The following is a 15691-nucleotide window of genomic DNA, read 5'->3' as shown; positions in this document are numbered from 1 at the left end:
TCGGTTAATCCTATACATCGTTACCCTGTCTGGACATCCGCGAAGCATGAAGTGAATTAGATGGAGCACGTCAGGAGAAAATGCTGTTCCATTATAACAAGGATATGATTTGGAATAAAAGTGTATATTTTGGCAGTGGTAAAACATGGCAACGTGTTCTACAATGCAGAATAGAGGGATCATTTGATTGATTATTTTGGTAAATGGGTGAACTTATGCGGGTATTTATTGATTTAATGTGGTTTTTTCGAATGGAAAAAGCGAGATACATAGGCGGAATCTTCACTTTAGTTGTGGTTAGTCTGCTGATTCTTCTTCCTCCCTATGTGATTGGGGTCATGGTGGACGGAATAGCGGCCGGGACGTTGAGCGGCGGCGCCATGGTACGCTGGCTTCTTTTCCTGGCGGTTATTGGCGTGTTGATGTATGGGCTCCGGTATGTTTGGAGGGTGATGATCTACGGCTCCGCCGCCCGGCTTAGCCAGGTGCTGCGCAATCGTCTGTATCAGCATTTTACAAGCTTGTCGCCGCGTTTCTATCAGCAAAAGAGAACGGGCGATTTAATGGCGCATGCGACGAATGATATATTGGCGATTGAACTGACCGCGGGAGAAGGAGTATTGACGCTCGTCGACTCGCTGGTCATGGGGCTGATGGTCATCGCGACAATGGCTCTGTTTATCGATTGGAAGCTGACCCTCGTTGCCCTGCTGCCGATGCCCTTCATTGCCTGGTCTACAAGCTACTACGGCAACCTGCTTCATGAACGGTTCCATGCCGCTCAAGCGGCCTTTTCCACACTGAATGACAAGGTGCAGGAAAATATTTCAGGGGTTCGGGTTGTTAAAGCGTTCGGCCAAGAGGAGGAAGAGAAAAAGGGATTTCGCCATCTCTCGGAGCAGGCGGTAGAGAAGAACGTGGCGGTTGCCAAGATAGACGCCCTGTTCGATCCTACGATCTCCCTTATTGTCGGTTTGTCGTTCTTTCTGGCCATCGCTTACGGCGCCAAGCTTGTCGTAGGCGGTGAATTGTCTCTCGGAGGGCTGACCCAATTCACCATCTATTTGGGACACTTGATTTGGCCGATGCTCGCTATCGGGTATCTGTTCAATATTATGGAGCGCGGACGAGCGTCATACGAAAGGGTCCAGTCGCTCTTGATGACGAAATCGGAGGTGCAGGAGCGGGAGAATGCGGAGACCGAGCCTCCACAAGGCGATTTGGAGGTGGCGATTGCCTCTTTCTATTATCCCGGGTATTCGGAGCCGGCCCTCACCGGGATCGAGTTCCGGCTCGAACGGGGAATGACGCTCGGCCTGGTCGGCCGCCTGGGCAGCGGCAAAACAACGCTGCTGCGCTTGCTCCTGAGGGAGTTCGACGGCGTCGAAGGCGATATCGCTATCGGCGGCAAGTCGATTTACGACTTCCGCCTGGAGGCGCTTCGCCGTTCGATCGGCTACGTCCCGCAGGAGCACGTGCTGTTCTCGGCAACGATTGCCGAGAACATAGCCTTCGGCCTGCCGGAGGCAACCGCCGAAGAGATCGAGGCGGCGGCCCGGATCGCCGCCGTGCACGACGACATCGTCCGCTTCCCCGACGGCTACGAGACGGTAGTCGGGGAGCGCGGGGTGACGCTGTCGGGCGGGCAGAAGCAGCGGCTGTCGATCGCTCGCGCGCTCCTCATGCAGCCGGAGCTGCTGCTGCTGGACGATGCGCTGTCCGCAGTCGATGCGCGCACCGAGAAGGCGATCATCGATTCGCTTGGCGCTAATCGCCGGCAGGGCACGACCTTGATCGCCGCGCACCGGTTGAGCGCAGTAGAGCGGGCGGACCTCATTCTCGTGCTGGACGAAGGGCGCCTGGCCGAGAGTGGAACACATCAACAATTGATGGCGGCGGGTGGCTGGTACGCGGAGATGTACCGTCGTCAGCAGCTCGAATCGTTAGTTATGCAAGGAGGTGCCGAGCATGGTCGTTCGCCGCTTGATTAGGTATGCCAAGCCTCACCGCAAAGCTCTCGCCGGCGCATTCTTGCTTCTGCTGCTAGGGACTCTTGCTGATCTCGCCGGCCCGTATTTGATTAAAGTGTTTATCGATGATTATTTGGAGCCCCGCTGGTTCCCGTTTGGAGCTTTGATTGGGCTGGCGGCCGGCTACTTGGTGCTGCATGTCAGCTCCGTCGTTTTTCAATATTTTCAGTTGCTGTCGTTTCAACAGGTTGCCTTGCGCATCGTTCACCAATTGCGAACGGAAGTGTTCGGCAAGGTGCAGCATTTGGGGCTGTCCTTCTTTGACAGGACCGCCGCAGGGGGGCTGGTATCCCGTATTACGAATGATACGGAAGCGGTCAAAGAACTGTATGTCAGCGTGCTTTCCACTTTTGTTCAGAATATTGTATTTTTGTTAGGTATTTTTGCGGCAATGTTTCTGCTGGACGTCCGATTGGCCGCTGTATGCTTGTTATTGCTCCCGCTTCTGCTGGTGCTGATGAATGTCTTTAGACGCTTGAGCTCCAAGGTGTTCCGCGTAACCCGGGAGAAGCTGGCGCAATTGAATGCGATTCTGAATGAATCGCTGCAGGGAATGAATATTATTCAGGCGATGCGGCAGGAAAAAAGGCTGCGAGACCAATTTGCCAAAATCAACGGGGAGTATTACACGGCCTCGATCAAAAATATCCGCCTGAACGGGCTTCTGCTGCGTCCGGCGGTCGATTTGCTGCGCATTATGGCTTTAATGCTCGTTGTTTATTTTTTTGGCAGGGAATCGCTGCATGGTGTGATTGAGATTGGCGTCGTCTATGCTTTTATAAACTATTTGGACCGTTTCTTTGAACCGGTCAATACGATGATGATGCGGCTGGGCCAGCTTCAACAGGCGTTAATTGCCGGGGAGCGGGTGTTCGAACTGCTGGATTCCGAGGAATGGTCTCCCGGGGAGAAGCCAAAGCCTGACGTTCGGGAACGGGCGGAAGAGGGAGGCAGTGAGCCGCCGACGATTCAGGAAGGACGAATCGATTTCGATTCCGTCACCTTCTCTTACGATGGTCAGACGGATGTGCTGAAGAACATTTCGTTCACGGCACTCCCGGGCCAGACGGTGGCGCTAGTGGGGCATACGGGCAGCGGAAAAAGCTCGATTATTAATCTGCTGCTGCACTTCTATTCGATTCGGGGGGGAGAGATTCGGATCGACCACGTTCCTTTGTCCGACTATACGAACGAAGAGCTTCGGCGTCGAATGGGGCTGGTGCTTCAGGACCCGTTCCTGTTTACCGGAACGGTGCGGGACAATATCCGCTTGCACGATGGCACGGTCCATGAGGATGCGGTTCGGGAAGCCGTCGAGCTCGTGCAGCTGGATTCTTTTATCAGGAAGCTTCCCCATGGCTATGAGGAGCCGGTCGTCGAGAGAGGGGCCACTTTCTCCAGCGGGCAGCGGCAGTTGCTTTCCTTCGCCCGGACGATGGCGCGCCAGCCGGCGATCCTGCTTCTGGATGAGGCCACGGCCCATGTCGATACGGAGACGGAGGAAGCGATTCAGGATGCATTGGGGCGGATGCGAAAGGGACGCACGACGCTGGCGGTAGCCCATCGGCTGTCGACCATCCAGGACGCCGACCTGATCCTCGTCCTGCACCAGGGAGAGATCGTCGAAAGGGGAACGCATCAGGAACTGCTTAACGAGCGTGGGTTATATTATACGATGTACCGGCTTCAGCAAGGGGCGTCGGAATCGCTGGAGGAGCCGAATGCCGTCAGGCAGCTTTAAGCAGAGACTATATAAATGAACTAAAGATACCATAGATCATGGAGTGTAGAAAGAAAGATGCTTCCAGGGCGAGTTTTGGCTTTGTATTCCTACCATCCGAAGGCCCATCCCTATAGAAGGAATCTGTTGGTTCGGGGTCCCCGAAAAGTAATCGGAATTCACTACGAAGCATATCCTCACTTTTTGGGGTAAGAGTATGATGTTTGAAGCCTCGGAGGCACTTTCCTTCGGAACGGAATGATCGCTTTCTTTAGTGCCAGATATATAGAAGCTTGGGAAAGGATTGTTGTAGATCCGGCAAGACCGTTATAATAAAAAGAAAAGGGATGTGAGCCGATGTCCAATCTGGTTTCTAAAGAGTGGTTGCGCGAACGTTTGAACGATGACCATGTGGTCGTGGTCGATTGCCGGTTTGTGTTGGGTAACCCGGATGCGGGAAGACAGGCTTATGGGGAAGGGCATATTCCGGGAGCTGTTCATTTTGACTTGGAAAAGGATTTGTCCGGGCCGGTAAGAGAGCACGGGGGAAGGCACCCGTTGCCCGATCTGGGGACGCTCGCCCTTAAGCTCGGCGAGGCAGGAATAGACGACACGGTTCAGGTCGTGGCCTATGACGACCAAGGCGGGGCGATGGCCTCCCGGTTCTGGTGGCTGCTGAAATTTATGGGTCATGCACAAGTTAGTATTCTGGATGAAGGCTTCTCCTCCTGGAAGGAAGCGGGCTATCCGGTCACTCAAGAGGCGCCGTCCCGATCTCCCCGGTCGTTCGTGCCTCAGGTTCAAACTCCAATGCTGGTTAGTATGGAGGATGTGCGGAATCGTCTGGGGCAGACGGATACGGTGCTGATCGACTCCCGCGATGAGCGGCGTTACTTAGGTCTGGAGGAACCGTTGGATCGGGTGGCCGGACATATTCCGGGGGCGCGTAATTTTTTCTGGAAGGCCGCATTGGACGATGCCGGCCGTTGGAAACAAGGAGACGACCAGCGCGAACGCTTTGCGGATCTGCCTGCAGAGGGAGAAATCATCGTATACTGTGGATCAGGGGTAACGGCCTGTCCCAATATACTGGCGCTGACCGAAGCGGGATTTAGTCAGGTGAAGCTCTATTCCGGCAGCTGGAGCGATTGGATTAGCTATGAGGGGAATCCGGTGGCGATGGGGGAAGAAGGAAAGGCGTAAGGCCGTGTCGGACGCGGGCTTGGGGGCTGGGACAGGTTAGCAGTAAGTGACCTGTTGCGGCCTCTTTGGGCTTTTCTGTCAACAGCCTGCAAACAAGAAGTCGAGGAAAACAGTTGCAGGAACCCCAGAGCCAGCCACAGTCGGACAATCGGGACAGTTGTTGTTGAATGATTAGCAAGGTCAAAAGAATGATTCAGCCACACCCCGGTAGGGTCAAAAGCGGAGCGCTTAGCTTCAAGAACATTGATTATTTATTATTGTTCTTCTCTTGTTGGCACTCCTCCGCCACCTGCTGTCACCTTCTGTCACCGTGGTGGCGGTTCCGCTCACTCCTTCTCTGTGGTTTCCTTATCAATTTTCATAATTTTATCCGATTCAGATAATAAAATAAATGATTTAGGCTTCTCGAAATCATTTATCGTCTTCATCATATTTTTAAGCTTATACCATATATATCGAATGTTTAAGTCAGAGAAACTGTAACCCATAAATAGAATGCTTCTACCAATGAGATCTGAACGCAATTTTATATCTATAGGAGATTCAAATTCCAGTCTATTAAAATAGTCAGATTCAGTAAGAACAATTGAGGTCGCCGCCGTTCATGACGAACAGCGTGGCAAAAGTGTGCCGGAACGTGTGGGGAGAAACTCGGACGCCAGTGATGCCAGCTTTCTCACCGTGCAAACGGATTCGTTCATAGGCTTGGTTGGACGTCAACGGCTTGCCGTTGTTCAGGAGGAACACAGTGGAAGGACTGCTGTTGCGGAATTGCGTTCGGTTCTCTTGGACAAGCGCGTCGAGAAGCTCCGCAGTACGTTTACTCATCGGTACAATCCGCGACTTGCCGTTCTTGGCAACGTTGGCGCGGATGGTGATCGTTTTGTCGGTCAGGTTCAAGTCGTCCACGGTCAGGTTCAGCGCCTCGTTGATCCGCAATCCGGTGTCGAAAAGCACAGTGAGCAACACATAGTCCCGGAAGCCTGTGTACTTCCAATGGTTCGGTGCGGCTAGCAGTTGCAGAACTTGCTCCTTCTCGAAAGCGCCGATGGTGTCCTCTGCAACCTTTTGCAGCTTGATGCGAGAGGCGAGGTCGGTTTGCAGGTAGCCTTCGTCGTGGAGGAACCGAAGGAAGCACTTGAGCGTCCGGGTGCGTACGTTCACGGTTGCGGGAGATAAACCTTTGACGATGTTATGGCTTTGCAGTGTCGGGTGTCCGTTGTACAGCGTTTGTTCGGTCAGCATGTGCCCGACGTACTGGCGAACGTGGTCGGCGGTCAGTTCTTCAAGTTTGAGCGTCGGGTACTGTTCGACCAACCAACGTTGCAGGTAGCGGTAGTGGCTCTCGTGGTCGTTCAGCATCCGGGGCTTCAAGCCTTCTGTTTTCTTGGCACGAAGGAACAAGGCGGAGTAATGATCAAGTGGATGGTGCAAGGTGATCGCTATGGAAGTCAACCGTTCGCGTGTTGCTGTTGCAGTGGGCATTTGGATCGCTCCTCTCAAAATGGGTGCGAAAAAGCCGCCAAAGGCTGGCGGCAAGTACCTGATCCATTTATAATAATTATAAAATCTGGGAACCCAAGCGGACAAGGTATCTACATATTACTTAAAGCAAGATCGCTAAACTAACGGGCAGAATTGGTTAATTTACCATCCTTCGTTAAATTAAATTTGTATTCGGTCAGGCCAGGACTGTGCACATTAGCAATCCATGAGAAACCGGACATGCTGTTGGATGATAAAATGTAGACATAAAGGAGGCTGCATATGGAACGTGTAATCTTGATGATGAATGTGCGAGAAAACCAGGGAGGAGAGTCAGTCGCATGGCAAAGATCGTTTTCGCATTGAACCAGTCTCTGGACGGATTCGTCGACCACGACCACACGGCATTTCAGCCCGACCCGGTGCTATTCCGTCATTTCATTGACGACGTGCGCGGCCTGGCGGGCAGCCTGTACGGGCGCCGCATGTACGAGATCATGCGGTATTGGGACGGAGACCATTTTGAATGGGATGCGCCGGAACGGGAATACGCAGCTGCGTGGCAAAGCAAACCGAAGTGGGTGGTGTCGAGGACGTTAAAGTCCGTCGGTCCGAACGCTTCTCTGATCGAGGGCGACCTCGCAGCGGCCATACGTGGGCTGAAGGCTCAGCATGAAGGGGAGATTGAAGTTGCCGGGCCGGAGTTGGCCCACAGTCTAACGGAGCTCGGTCTCGTTGATGAGTATCGACTCTATCTCCATCCAGTCGTGCTGGGTCACGGCAAGCCGTTCTTCGCCGGTCCGCGGCCGCCGCTGCGCCTCGTGGCAAGCGATCGAATTGGCGAGAAGGTGATCAGGTTGACCTACGTTCCAGCTTAGTTGTGCGGTTGACCCAGCGGCCTAAAGGGCACGTTACTTTAATAGGGATTCTCCGGCTGTAGCGGCAGTCAGAGGATCCCTTATTCTTTAAAATTTGTTCAGTTATGCGAAATGAAATAGTTATTTATGGAATTGACGATTGACCTAACGGGGAACGATAGTTCAACGGTACTGGTTTGCAAACAACCTGCCAACATCCATTCAACAATTTGCAAACAGCTCCCATCCGTCCACAACCCAGCCCATCCCCCCTCCGGGTGTTACCTTACTCATTTGGCCTTTTGTTGGCGATCCGCTCGGCTTGCCCCAGCCACAGGTGGATGACTCGCCTTGGCTCAAACCATACTGTTTCGCCAGCCCCGTCCTCCACGGGCTTCTTGCTCCACAAGTCCTCCCAAGCAAGCCAAGGGAGGTCGTTGCCCATTGGCGTTGGCATATCCTCCGAGACATTCCCGCCGCGATGATCAGAACCCCTACCTTTCAGTGTTGGAGCCCTCTGAGCATAGGGGTCCGTGGGGGAGTAAGAAGCTGGAGCGATTGGATTAGCTATGAGGGGAATCCGGTGGCGACGGGGGAAGAAGGAAAGGCGTAAGGCCGCGTCGGACGCGGGTTTGAGGGCTGTGACAGGTTGGGAGCAAGCGACCTGTTGCGGCCCTCTTTTGGCTTTTCTGTTCAATAGTTTGCAAACATGAGGCTGAAGTAAACAGTTGAAGGAGGCTCGGATTCAACCGCAGTTGGGACAGGTAGTTGTTGAATGGTATCATGCGCCCTACTTCCGTCCATCCATAAGCTGGCGCGGCGCAAAGAAACATGTCAAATAATAATCGAGCATGGTGCAAAGTGACCTCGGCGTAAGCGGACAATCCATCTACGTATTACTTAATGCAAGATCGCTACGGGTGTTATGCGCAATGAATAATCTTGAATGGGACTTTTGATTTATAATAATGAATTATTAGTATTGCTGGGGAAACGATAATGAAAAGTGATTGCTACCCCAATTGTTTATTTAAAGAGGAGCCACATAGATGGATAAAACTAATTTACTGGAAATAGAGTTTGAGTATAATGGACAAAAACAAACCATTACCCCAGTCATTCTTCAAGATGAATACGATATAATCCTTATCGATTGCGGTTATCCAAATTTTATACCTCATCTTGAAGAAGCGGCTAACAGGTACGACGTCACATTAGATTCGATTACAAAACTAATCGTGACGCATCACGATATGGATCATATTGGTTCGCTCGCTGCGTTGAAGCGGGCGTATCCACATATCAATATCATCGCGCACGAGTTGGAAGCGCCGTACATTGAAGGAAAGAAAAAGTCGCTACGACTTGAACAGGCGGAATTAACGTTTGACGCATTGCCGGATGAGGCAAAACCGCATGCGGAACAGTTTATTCGTTTTTTACAATCGATCGAGCCGGTTCCTGTCGATCGGACAGTCTCCAATGATGAGCGACTGCCTTGGTGTGGCGGCATCGACATAGTCCACACGCCCGGACATATGCCGGGGCATATGTCGTTGTATTTGCCCGCAAGCAAAACGTTGATCGCTGGGGACGTCGTTGTCATCGAACGGGGAAAGTTGGATATCGCTAATCCCAAATTTACATTGGATATGGTTGAGGCCGTACGCTCCGTTCAGCGATTACTTGACTATGACATTGATCAGATCATTTGTTATCATGGAGGTTTATTCCATGGCATTGTAAAGCAAGCGCTTCGACAACTCATTCAGGAATATACGTCTTAATTAGTCTGTTTCATTAAACTATCGGATACAATAGTTCAATGTCTTGCTCCACAACTCCTCCCAAGCGTAGCCAAAGGAGGTCGTTGCACTTGGACGCTTGAATCGGCCGCCGGTTGGCGGCCTTTTGCAATCCTTTATGGCTTTTTAGCCGATAGCCCGTCGATCAATACGCTCAAGCCAAAATGAAATTCTTGCTGCCAGTCCGTACTTGTGGTGTAGGTCGCCAAGCGGATGATGTTGGGAAACTGCTCCTTCGGGAGGATGCTGTACATTTGCTGATACTCCTGACTGAATTGCTCAGGCGTGGCGTCGCTTTGATCCGCCCAAGAGACGAGTCGCGTTTCTTCCGCCACGAATCCAAGCACATAGTTCTTCAGGATGGAAGCGATCCAAGGAATCTGACTGTCATCGAACCCGGCCGCTATAACATCAATCAAAAACTGAGGGAGGATGGTTATGATGTCAGCCCTCCGCAACACAGCCATGGCTATACTTTTTATGTTAAAGCGCCAGGAGGATTTACTGTCGAAGTCCTCTGTTAGTCAAGCGGATCAGTGAAGAAGGTTCTAAAATTGGCATCCAAGGTTGTAATGAACGACGATCATGGTTTCACGCTCGTCTTAAGCAATCCGGTGCTTTTTGGGGGAGTGATCCCGGATACCCTAAAGACTTTCATATAGGCTTCTATCGAAACGCCGGAAGAGGTGGATCGGCATTGCGTCGTCTGGAGGCGGCTGGTATTCCGATTGAGAATAAACCCAAGAAGATTAGGGATGGATATACGCTGTACTTCAGAACTCTCGGCGGAATTATGTTTGAGATCACCTGCTTCGCTAAGATAAACTTGGGTGAAAAGTAGAGTCGAGGGACCTCATTGGACGCAAGATGAAGGGTTGTGGCAGGTTGCCGGAAGGCGGGCTGTCGCGGCCCTCTTTTGGCTTTTCTGTCAACAGCTGCAAACAGGAGGCCGGGGAAAGAAGTTGCGGGAACCCTGAAGTTAGCTACAGTGAGGCTGCAAGGAAACCGTAGTAGAGGTTAATCGTTCACGTGTTGCTGCTGCCCTTTGGCATATGAACCGTTCTTCTCAAAATCGATGCAAAAAAACCGCCAGAAAGTGGGCGGCAATACTCCTGTTTTTAAATCTTTAATTATGGAAATCCAACCGGACAAGGTATGGATTTTGTATAACTATTTTTTTCAAGACCTTATTCAACATCATAACAAATCATAAGGAAACAGTCTATATTTTTTGGTGGATTTTATCTACTATTGGGTTGCCGGCAAAATTGATAAAAAGGGGTGCAGATGTTCAATGGACATTACTTGCCACATTGCTCAAGCTGATCTACAGGAGTATGTGCGGAAGGTCTTTGGTGCCAGTTATGTAGTTGATACCGTGACGAAAATGCGTGGAGGCGCACAAAAGATGGTCTACAAGATCGACTGCAGCAATAGTTTTTCCTGTGTTCTGTATGTGTGGGATCTATCTATGAATTATTTTGAAGAAGAAATAGCAAACCAAGATATAAACGAACAATCCTATGGAAGTAGTCTTTTTGAAATCAATAATAAGTTTTTAATACAACATGGGATTCAGACCCCCTTTCTTTATGATCTGAATAAGGAAAGAAACCATTACCCTTTTGATTACGCCCTCGTTGAATATGTAAATGGACAAAAGGCAGAAGATTATTTTTATCATTCCGATTCAAAAGTCCAAGATAAAGTATTTCTGCGGTTGGGAGAAATGCTTTCCAGCATGCATGCCAACGAGAGACATTATTTTGGTAAACCAAATGAAATCGGAATCAACGCCACAGAAAATGGTCATCTCATACAAATGGAAAATGCTAAAGTGCAGTTATCATATGCCTCCCACTATATTGAGAGCATTAAGTCCAATCAAAACAAGCTCCTCGATACCTTGTATGAGCTTGAATCAAGGATTAAACCTAGAGCGCAGTATGGGTTTATCCACGGGGAATTGGGTCCTGACCATATCCTGGTTAATGAAAAACTAAACCCCTTGTTAATCGATATCGAAGGGGCTATGTATTTTGATATTGAACATGAGCATAGTTTTTTAGAGTTTCGCTTTGGAGATTTCTATCGATATCTAAAGAACGATGCTCTCGATCCTGACAGGATGTTGTTCTATCGGTTCCACCACCATATATCGTTAACCTCAGGTGGTTTGAAGTTGCTTCACAGAGGATTTCCAGATCAACAATTTGCAAAAGACTTGGCAGAACATCATTCTAAGTATGCATTGAGATTTATTGAGGGCTAGCATACAATAGCCATTGCAGACTGGACTACCCCTAAACGTTCCTAACGAAGAACGATTGTTCATTTTGATGACCTGCAAATCGCCAACAACCTGCTAACAGCATCGGCTCATAGAGACGATCGAAGCCCTTTACCTTCATAACTGTTTTGTAGATTGGATAATATGTTTGGTACAATAAATCCAAATAATACCACAGAGGGGTTGCGATGACTATGAAAATCGTATTCCATTAAGTCCGAGGTCCGCCATCTCATTCCGTACGCTCCGCCAGTTAAGACTTTCATATAATTTAATTACGAGGAGGACGAGTATGGATATTGTGATTCGGGAGCTTGCGGTTGGAGATGAAAATGCCTGGAAGGATATAGATGACAGTTTTACTGTTGATTCTACCCTTGTCCTGTCCCTGATGGGTCGACAAATTGGATTCACGGTTAAAGAAATTCCCAGTTATACCAAGAGCTATTCGGAAGGACCGTTTAACGAAGCGGCAGACGAGGAATATTCAGACTACATCGATAGCCCGGATCAAATTGTATACTTGGCGTGGGCCGAGAATCAAGTAGTAGGCCGTATTATATTGAAACGGAACTGGAACAAATATGCTCTTGTAGAAGACATAGCAGTAGACAAAAATTATAGAGGGCATGGAGTAGGCCGTAAACTGATCGAACAGGCTAAGTGGTGGGCAAAAAATGGTGGAATGCCTGGAATCATGTTGGAGACGCAAAGCAATAACGTAAACGCGTGCAAATTTTATACAAGCTGTGGTTTTGTGATAGGAGGGCTTGATTTTCACTTGTATCAGGGCATTCATAAAAACAGTGATGAAATCGCGATATTCTGGTATCTGATTTTTGAGTAAGCTTCAGTCGGTCATGGTTGAACAAGGTCGTTGCACTTGGACACTGGCATATCCTCCGAGGCATTCCCGCCGCGCTGTTCCAAACCCCTACTTATTTGTATCGGAACCATTCGAGCATGGGGGTTCGTGGGGGAGTAAGAAGCTGGAGCGATTGGATTTCGTACAGTGAGAATCCGATCGCGACGGGAGAAGAGTAAGGACTGAGAGGCTGCGTCGGACGCGGGTTTGGGGGCTGTGACAGGTCAGGAGGAAGGGACCTGTTGCGGCCCTATTTGGGCTTTTCGTATCCTTCTTTAGAATTCATGGAATAAAGATTCCCTCAGTCATGAATACTACCTCACAGGAGGGAAGGAAATGGGAAAAAACATATGGGTCACGCTGGTTTTCTGTGTGCTTATCACCGGGGGATTGAGCGCTTGTACAAACAAGGGGAGCGGATTGCAAGGAAAAGGCGGAGACAAGCCGTATGCGATACAGGAAGAGAGACGCTTGAGCATCAAAGAACAACAAGGCACTGGACAGTGGAGAAGTATCGCCGACTCGATCGTCACCGAAGGGATGCAATATATGGGAACCCCCTATGTATACGGAGCAGAGCGGTTCAACGACAAAACGTTCGACTGCTCCTCTTACGTCCAGTTCCTCTACAACAAACATGGCATTGCGTTAGGATACAACTCGCGAGAGCAGGCCCAGCAAGGCATCGAAGTTCCATTTATCAATTTGCGCAAAGGGGATCTGATGTTTTTTTCCGATGAAGATTTCCCGAACGAAACGGGATTGGACAAAGTTCGGCACGTCGGCATCTATATGGGCGAGGGGAAAATTCTTCATACGTATGAACCCGGAGTCGGGGTAGTCATCAGCAATATTCATCATGACGAGAAAGAAGGGGAATATTGGTACCAAAATTATTTGTTTGCCAAGAGGGTCATTCCGGATTAAACGAATGAAAAGTTCGGATATGGATTCCAGGATTCGGCCCAGCGACGGAGATAAAAGCATAAGCAGTAAGAGCCGAAAGGCCTTCGCTGGATGCGGATCGGAGGGCTGTGACAGGTTGGTGCTAGTAACTTGTTGCGGCCCTCTTTTGTTTTCCGTTAGACGACTTGTAAACAAAAATGAGAATTTCCCCTTAAACCTTCCAAGGATAATTCAACCTGATGGCGGGATTTTTATTATTCGTTATTTTTAATATAAGGATAAATTCATTAACGTTAGCATTTGCACTAATGTTGTACTATAAGGGTGAGGATTACATTAAGGCCGGAATTAGGTCTTGGGAGGTTGGTAATTTGTCAACAAAGCGGATCGGGGCAACCATTCCTATATTCCCTTGCAGGTCCATTGACGAACAGTTGAATTTCTATCAAGCCTTAGGCTTCGAATTGACTTATCGGCAAGCCAGACCCAATCTATACGCTTGCGTCCGTCACCGTATTGTGGAATTGCATTTTTTTGTACTCAAACAGTTGGATCCCGCTAATTCTTACAGCATGTGCTATGTAAGCGTTCCTGAAGTGGATGCCGTATACAAAGAATTTTGCGAAAATCTAAAAAAAACTTACCGAAAGGTCCCCTCCAAGGGATTTCCGCGAATCACCAAACTCAATAATCTTGCAGAAGACCGGAGATTTAACCTCATTGATCCTGCCGGAAATCGTCTATTGATTGGGCAGAAGCATGCCTCTTCCGAAGTTATACAGGACGATCCATATATTGTAGTGCACCCGTCAAGATTTACAAATGCTTTCGAAACTGCATATCGATTGGCGTATGCCAAAGATGAGCCTGCAGAAGCGGCTAGAGTGCTGGACCTTGTTCTTTCGCAAGCTGAAGAAGCATCAGCAATCCTTCGCTATAAAGCTTATGTATTGCGAGCCGACATCGCCATCTCAATGGATGACCTAAATCTTGCGAGAGCTTTTATGGGAGAGGCGGATAATTTACCGCTTTCTGATCAAGAGATTAGGGAAGTGACGGAGGCAGCAGAAAGATTAAACGAACTAAAAGCGGCTTTGGCGTAGAACAATCGTTCACCGATCAATTGATTTGTGAAGGGCTATGGGACAATAATGAATATAACGATCATTTCCCATTCCATTTATGCTGAAATATTATAGTACAAAGCCAACGGATGGATAGTTTTCAAGTATTGCGATAACGAAATGGCAGAGGAGGTAATAGAAAATGACTTTTATTAATGGGATAGAATTATGTCGACGATTTCATAAGGAAGTCGTTGAGCCTGTATTGGTGGACAACTATCCTTCCTTGCTCTATTCATCCGCCCTAATGGGTCCTGGGAGTGAAGTGCTGGGTTATGATACGGAAATGTCAACCGATCACGATTGGGGACCACGGGTATATCTTTTTTTGAGGGAAGAAGATATCGGGTATTCCGAACAAATAGTGGAATCTCTACGTGAGCGGGCACCTGAACAGTTCTATGGCTTTCCGGTAGATGTAAATATGAGCGTAATTACAACGGTCCCCAGGTACGTTGACAACTGCTTGGGTGTTAACTTGAACGAACCTGTAAGAGTAGAGGACTGGCTATCCGTTCCCTCGCAATCGTTTCTTGAGATTACTAGAGGCGCTGTCTACAGGGATGATACGGGCCAACTTTCCGTGTTGCGCAAACAATTCCATTACTATCCTCATAATATTTGGTTGTATTTAATGGCATCAAGCTGGCAGCGCATTGGTCAGGAAGAACATCTGATGCTTCGTTCGGGCTTTACGGGAGATGAACTTGGATCAGCTATTATTGCTTCACGTATTGTCCGCGATATCATAAATCTGTGTTTTCTGTTGGAACGTCAGTATGCTCCTTATCCCAAATGGTTTGGCACTGCCTTTAATCATTTGGAATGCTCCAAGGAATTAATGCCTTATCTTTGGGCGGCGCAAACAGCAACTATATGGAGAGAACGTGAGGAAGCGTTTAATAATGCTTTCAAGCAATTATCCAGGTTGCATAACAGATTAGAGATTACTGAAATGATTCCTGCTGACGTTTCATACTTCCATGATCGTCCCTTCAAAGTGATGGATGGTGAAGGGATTGCAAGAACGATTTTGAACCATATTAAGGATGTGGATATTCGCCAGTTAGCTGATAGACGCTTAATCGGTAACATGGATCAGATTACCGACAATACAGATTTTCGACTTATCAGCCGTTGGCCTGGTGCAGAAGGGAAATATGCGAGAAAGGCACTGAAAGCATTATTTAAACCCTCTATAAGGTCTTGAAAAATTCGGGACTCTGTTTTGTCTATAGAAAAGTAATGAATAGTATAAAAACCCACCTTCGGCTGCCTTTGATCTGCCCCCTGTCAAGTAGACAGTATAAAAAACAAAAAGTTGTGGCACTGACCGTATCCTTATGGTTGGTGCCATTTTCTATGCTGCTGAATTTAGAAGGTATTGTCTATATTCCAACGGCGTC

The 15691-nt window shown here is 48.8% G+C and carries 14 protein-coding genes and 1 pseudogene; 11 read left to right on the top strand and 4 right to left on the bottom strand.

Features of this window, described 5'->3' with window-relative positions; genetic code table 11:
- Positions 1 to 215: 215 nt before the first annotated feature.
- From KJS69_RS24130 to KJS69_RS24120, 3 genes are all read left to right on the top strand, one after another.
- On the top strand, positions 216 to 1991 hold the full coding sequence (locus KJS69_RS24130) for an ABC transporter transmembrane domain-containing protein (protein WP_213586365.1): 1776 nt from the start codon (positions 216 to 218) through the stop codon (positions 1989 to 1991).
- The gene (locus KJS69_RS24125) at positions 1969 to 3771 is read left to right on the top strand and encodes an ABC transporter ATP-binding protein (protein WP_213586364.1); all 1803 of its coding nucleotides are present in this window, start codon (positions 1969 to 1971) and stop codon (positions 3769 to 3771) included. Before KJS69_RS24130 ends, KJS69_RS24125 begins: the two co-directional genes overlap by 23 nt.
- Positions 3772 to 4107: 336 nt before the next feature.
- Positions 4108 to 4953: a sulfurtransferase gene (locus tag KJS69_RS24120; protein WP_213586363.1), complete on the top strand. Its 846-nt coding sequence runs from the start codon at positions 4108 to 4110 to the stop codon at positions 4951 to 4953.
- Positions 4954 to 5279: 326 nt separating this feature from the next.
- Here the strand turns inward: KJS69_RS24120 and KJS69_RS30345 are convergent, their stop codons facing one another.
- Positions 5280 to 5483: an SIR2 family protein gene (locus KJS69_RS30345; protein ID WP_374706729.1), complete on the bottom strand. Its 204-nt coding sequence runs from the start codon at positions 5481 to 5483 to the stop codon at positions 5280 to 5282.
- A 43-nt stretch (positions 5484 to 5526) separates the two neighbouring features.
- Positions 5527 to 6438 (bottom strand): tyrosine-type recombinase/integrase, encoded by a 912-nt coding sequence (locus KJS69_RS24110; protein ID WP_213586362.1) that lies wholly within the window; start codon positions 6436 to 6438, stop codon positions 5527 to 5529.
- A 341-nt stretch (positions 6439 to 6779) separates the two neighbouring features.
- Between KJS69_RS24110 and KJS69_RS24105 the strand changes: the two genes are divergently transcribed.
- Positions 6780 to 7316, top strand: coding sequence for a dihydrofolate reductase family protein (locus tag KJS69_RS24105; protein ID WP_213586361.1), 537 nt, complete (start codon positions 6780 to 6782; stop codon positions 7314 to 7316).
- 265 nt (positions 7317 to 7581) lie between these two features.
- Here the strand turns inward: KJS69_RS24105 and KJS69_RS24100 are convergent, their stop codons facing one another.
- Positions 7582 to 7752 (bottom strand): hypothetical protein, encoded by a 171-nt coding sequence (locus KJS69_RS24100; protein ID WP_213586360.1) that lies wholly within the window; start codon positions 7750 to 7752, stop codon positions 7582 to 7584.
- Between the two features lie 592 nt (positions 7753 to 8344).
- Here KJS69_RS24100 and KJS69_RS24095 point away from each other — a divergent pair.
- On the top strand, positions 8345 to 9082 hold the full coding sequence (locus tag KJS69_RS24095) for an MBL fold metallo-hydrolase (RefSeq protein WP_213586359.1): 738 nt from the start codon (positions 8345 to 8347) through the stop codon (positions 9080 to 9082).
- Positions 9083 to 9216: 134 nt separating this feature from the next.
- On the opposite strand, the gene KJS69_RS24090 is transcribed toward KJS69_RS24095, so the two are convergent.
- On the bottom strand, positions 9217 to 9561 hold the full coding sequence (locus KJS69_RS24090) for a TetR/AcrR family transcriptional regulator C-terminal domain-containing protein (protein WP_283777484.1): 345 nt from the start codon (positions 9559 to 9561) through the stop codon (positions 9217 to 9219).
- Between KJS69_RS24090 and KJS69_RS29820 the strand changes: the two are divergent.
- The 6 genes and pseudogenes from KJS69_RS29820 to KJS69_RS24065 form a co-directional block, all read left to right on the top strand.
- Positions 9511 to 9624: pseudogene (locus tag KJS69_RS29820) on the top strand (VOC family protein); the annotation flags it as partial. The gene KJS69_RS24090 and the pseudogene KJS69_RS29820 overlap by 51 nt on opposite strands.
- A gap of 815 nt (positions 9625 to 10439) precedes the next feature.
- A complete protein-coding gene (locus tag KJS69_RS24085) occupies positions 10440 to 11372 on the top strand; it encodes a phosphotransferase (RefSeq protein ID WP_213586486.1) in 933 nt (310 codons plus the stop codon).
- 310 nt (positions 11373 to 11682) lie between these two features.
- Positions 11683 to 12237 (top strand): GNAT family N-acetyltransferase, encoded by a 555-nt coding sequence (locus tag KJS69_RS24080; RefSeq protein ID WP_213586357.1) that lies wholly within the window; start codon positions 11683 to 11685, stop codon positions 12235 to 12237.
- 354 nt (positions 12238 to 12591) lie between these two features.
- Complete coding sequence (locus KJS69_RS24075; protein WP_213586356.1) at positions 12592 to 13182, top strand: C40 family peptidase; 591 nt, start codon at positions 12592 to 12594, stop codon at positions 13180 to 13182.
- 218 nt (positions 13183 to 13400) lie between these two features.
- Positions 13401 to 14264 carry a bleomycin resistance protein gene (locus KJS69_RS24070; protein ID WP_213586355.1) on the top strand — a complete coding sequence of 288 codons (864 nt, stop codon included), beginning with the start codon at positions 13401 to 13403 and terminating at the stop codon, positions 14262 to 14264.
- Positions 14265 to 14427: 163 nt separating this feature from the next.
- The gene (locus KJS69_RS24065; protein WP_213586354.1) at positions 14428 to 15495 is read left to right on the top strand and encodes a DUF4037 domain-containing protein; all 1068 of its coding nucleotides are present in this window, start codon (positions 14428 to 14430) and stop codon (positions 15493 to 15495) included.
- Positions 15496 to 15691: the final 196 nt, after the last annotated feature.

Source organism: Paenibacillus sp. J2TS4 (genome assembly GCF_018403245.1).
GTDB lineage: Bacteria > Bacillota > Bacilli > Paenibacillales > NBRC-103111 > Paenibacillus_L.
Note: the sequence above shows the minus strand (reverse complement) of the source record. Positions and strands in the feature narration are given on the sequence as shown.

What these genes read in the sequence shown, in the direction of transcription:
- KJS69_RS24100 (WP_213586360.1), bottom strand. Translation starts at nt 7,752, where the DNA reads ATGCCAACGCCAATGGGCAACGACCTCCCTTGGCTTGCTTGGGAGGAC.
- KJS69_RS24080 (WP_213586357.1), top strand. Translation starts at nt 11,683, where the DNA reads ATGGATATTGTGATTCGGGAGCTTGCGGTTGGAGATGAAAATGCCTGG.
- KJS69_RS24105 (WP_213586361.1), top strand. Translation starts at nt 6,780, where the DNA reads ATGGCAAAGATCGTTTTCGCATTGAACCAGTCTCTGGACGGATTCGTC.
- KJS69_RS24065 (WP_213586354.1), top strand. Translation starts at nt 14,428, where the DNA reads ATGACTTTTATTAATGGGATAGAATTATGTCGACGATTTCATAAGGAA.
- KJS69_RS24075 (WP_213586356.1), top strand. Translation starts at nt 12,592, where the DNA reads ATGGGAAAAAACATATGGGTCACGCTGGTTTTCTGTGTGCTTATCACC.
- KJS69_RS24095 (WP_213586359.1), top strand. Translation starts at nt 8,345, where the DNA reads ATGGATAAAACTAATTTACTGGAAATAGAGTTTGAGTATAATGGACAA.
- KJS69_RS24125 (WP_213586364.1), top strand. Translation starts at nt 1,969, where the DNA reads ATGGTCGTTCGCCGCTTGATTAGGTATGCCAAGCCTCACCGCAAAGCT.
- KJS69_RS24130 (WP_213586365.1), top strand. Translation starts at nt 216, where the DNA reads ATGCGGGTATTTATTGATTTAATGTGGTTTTTTCGAATGGAAAAAGCG.
- KJS69_RS24120 (WP_213586363.1), top strand. Translation starts at nt 4,108, where the DNA reads ATGTCCAATCTGGTTTCTAAAGAGTGGTTGCGCGAACGTTTGAACGAT.
- KJS69_RS24070 (WP_213586355.1), top strand. Translation starts at nt 13,401, where the DNA reads ATGGCGGGATTTTTATTATTCGTTATTTTTAATATAAGGATAAATTCA.
- KJS69_RS24110 (WP_213586362.1), bottom strand. Translation starts at nt 6,438, where the DNA reads ATGCCCACTGCAACAGCAACACGCGAACGGTTGACTTCCATAGCGATC.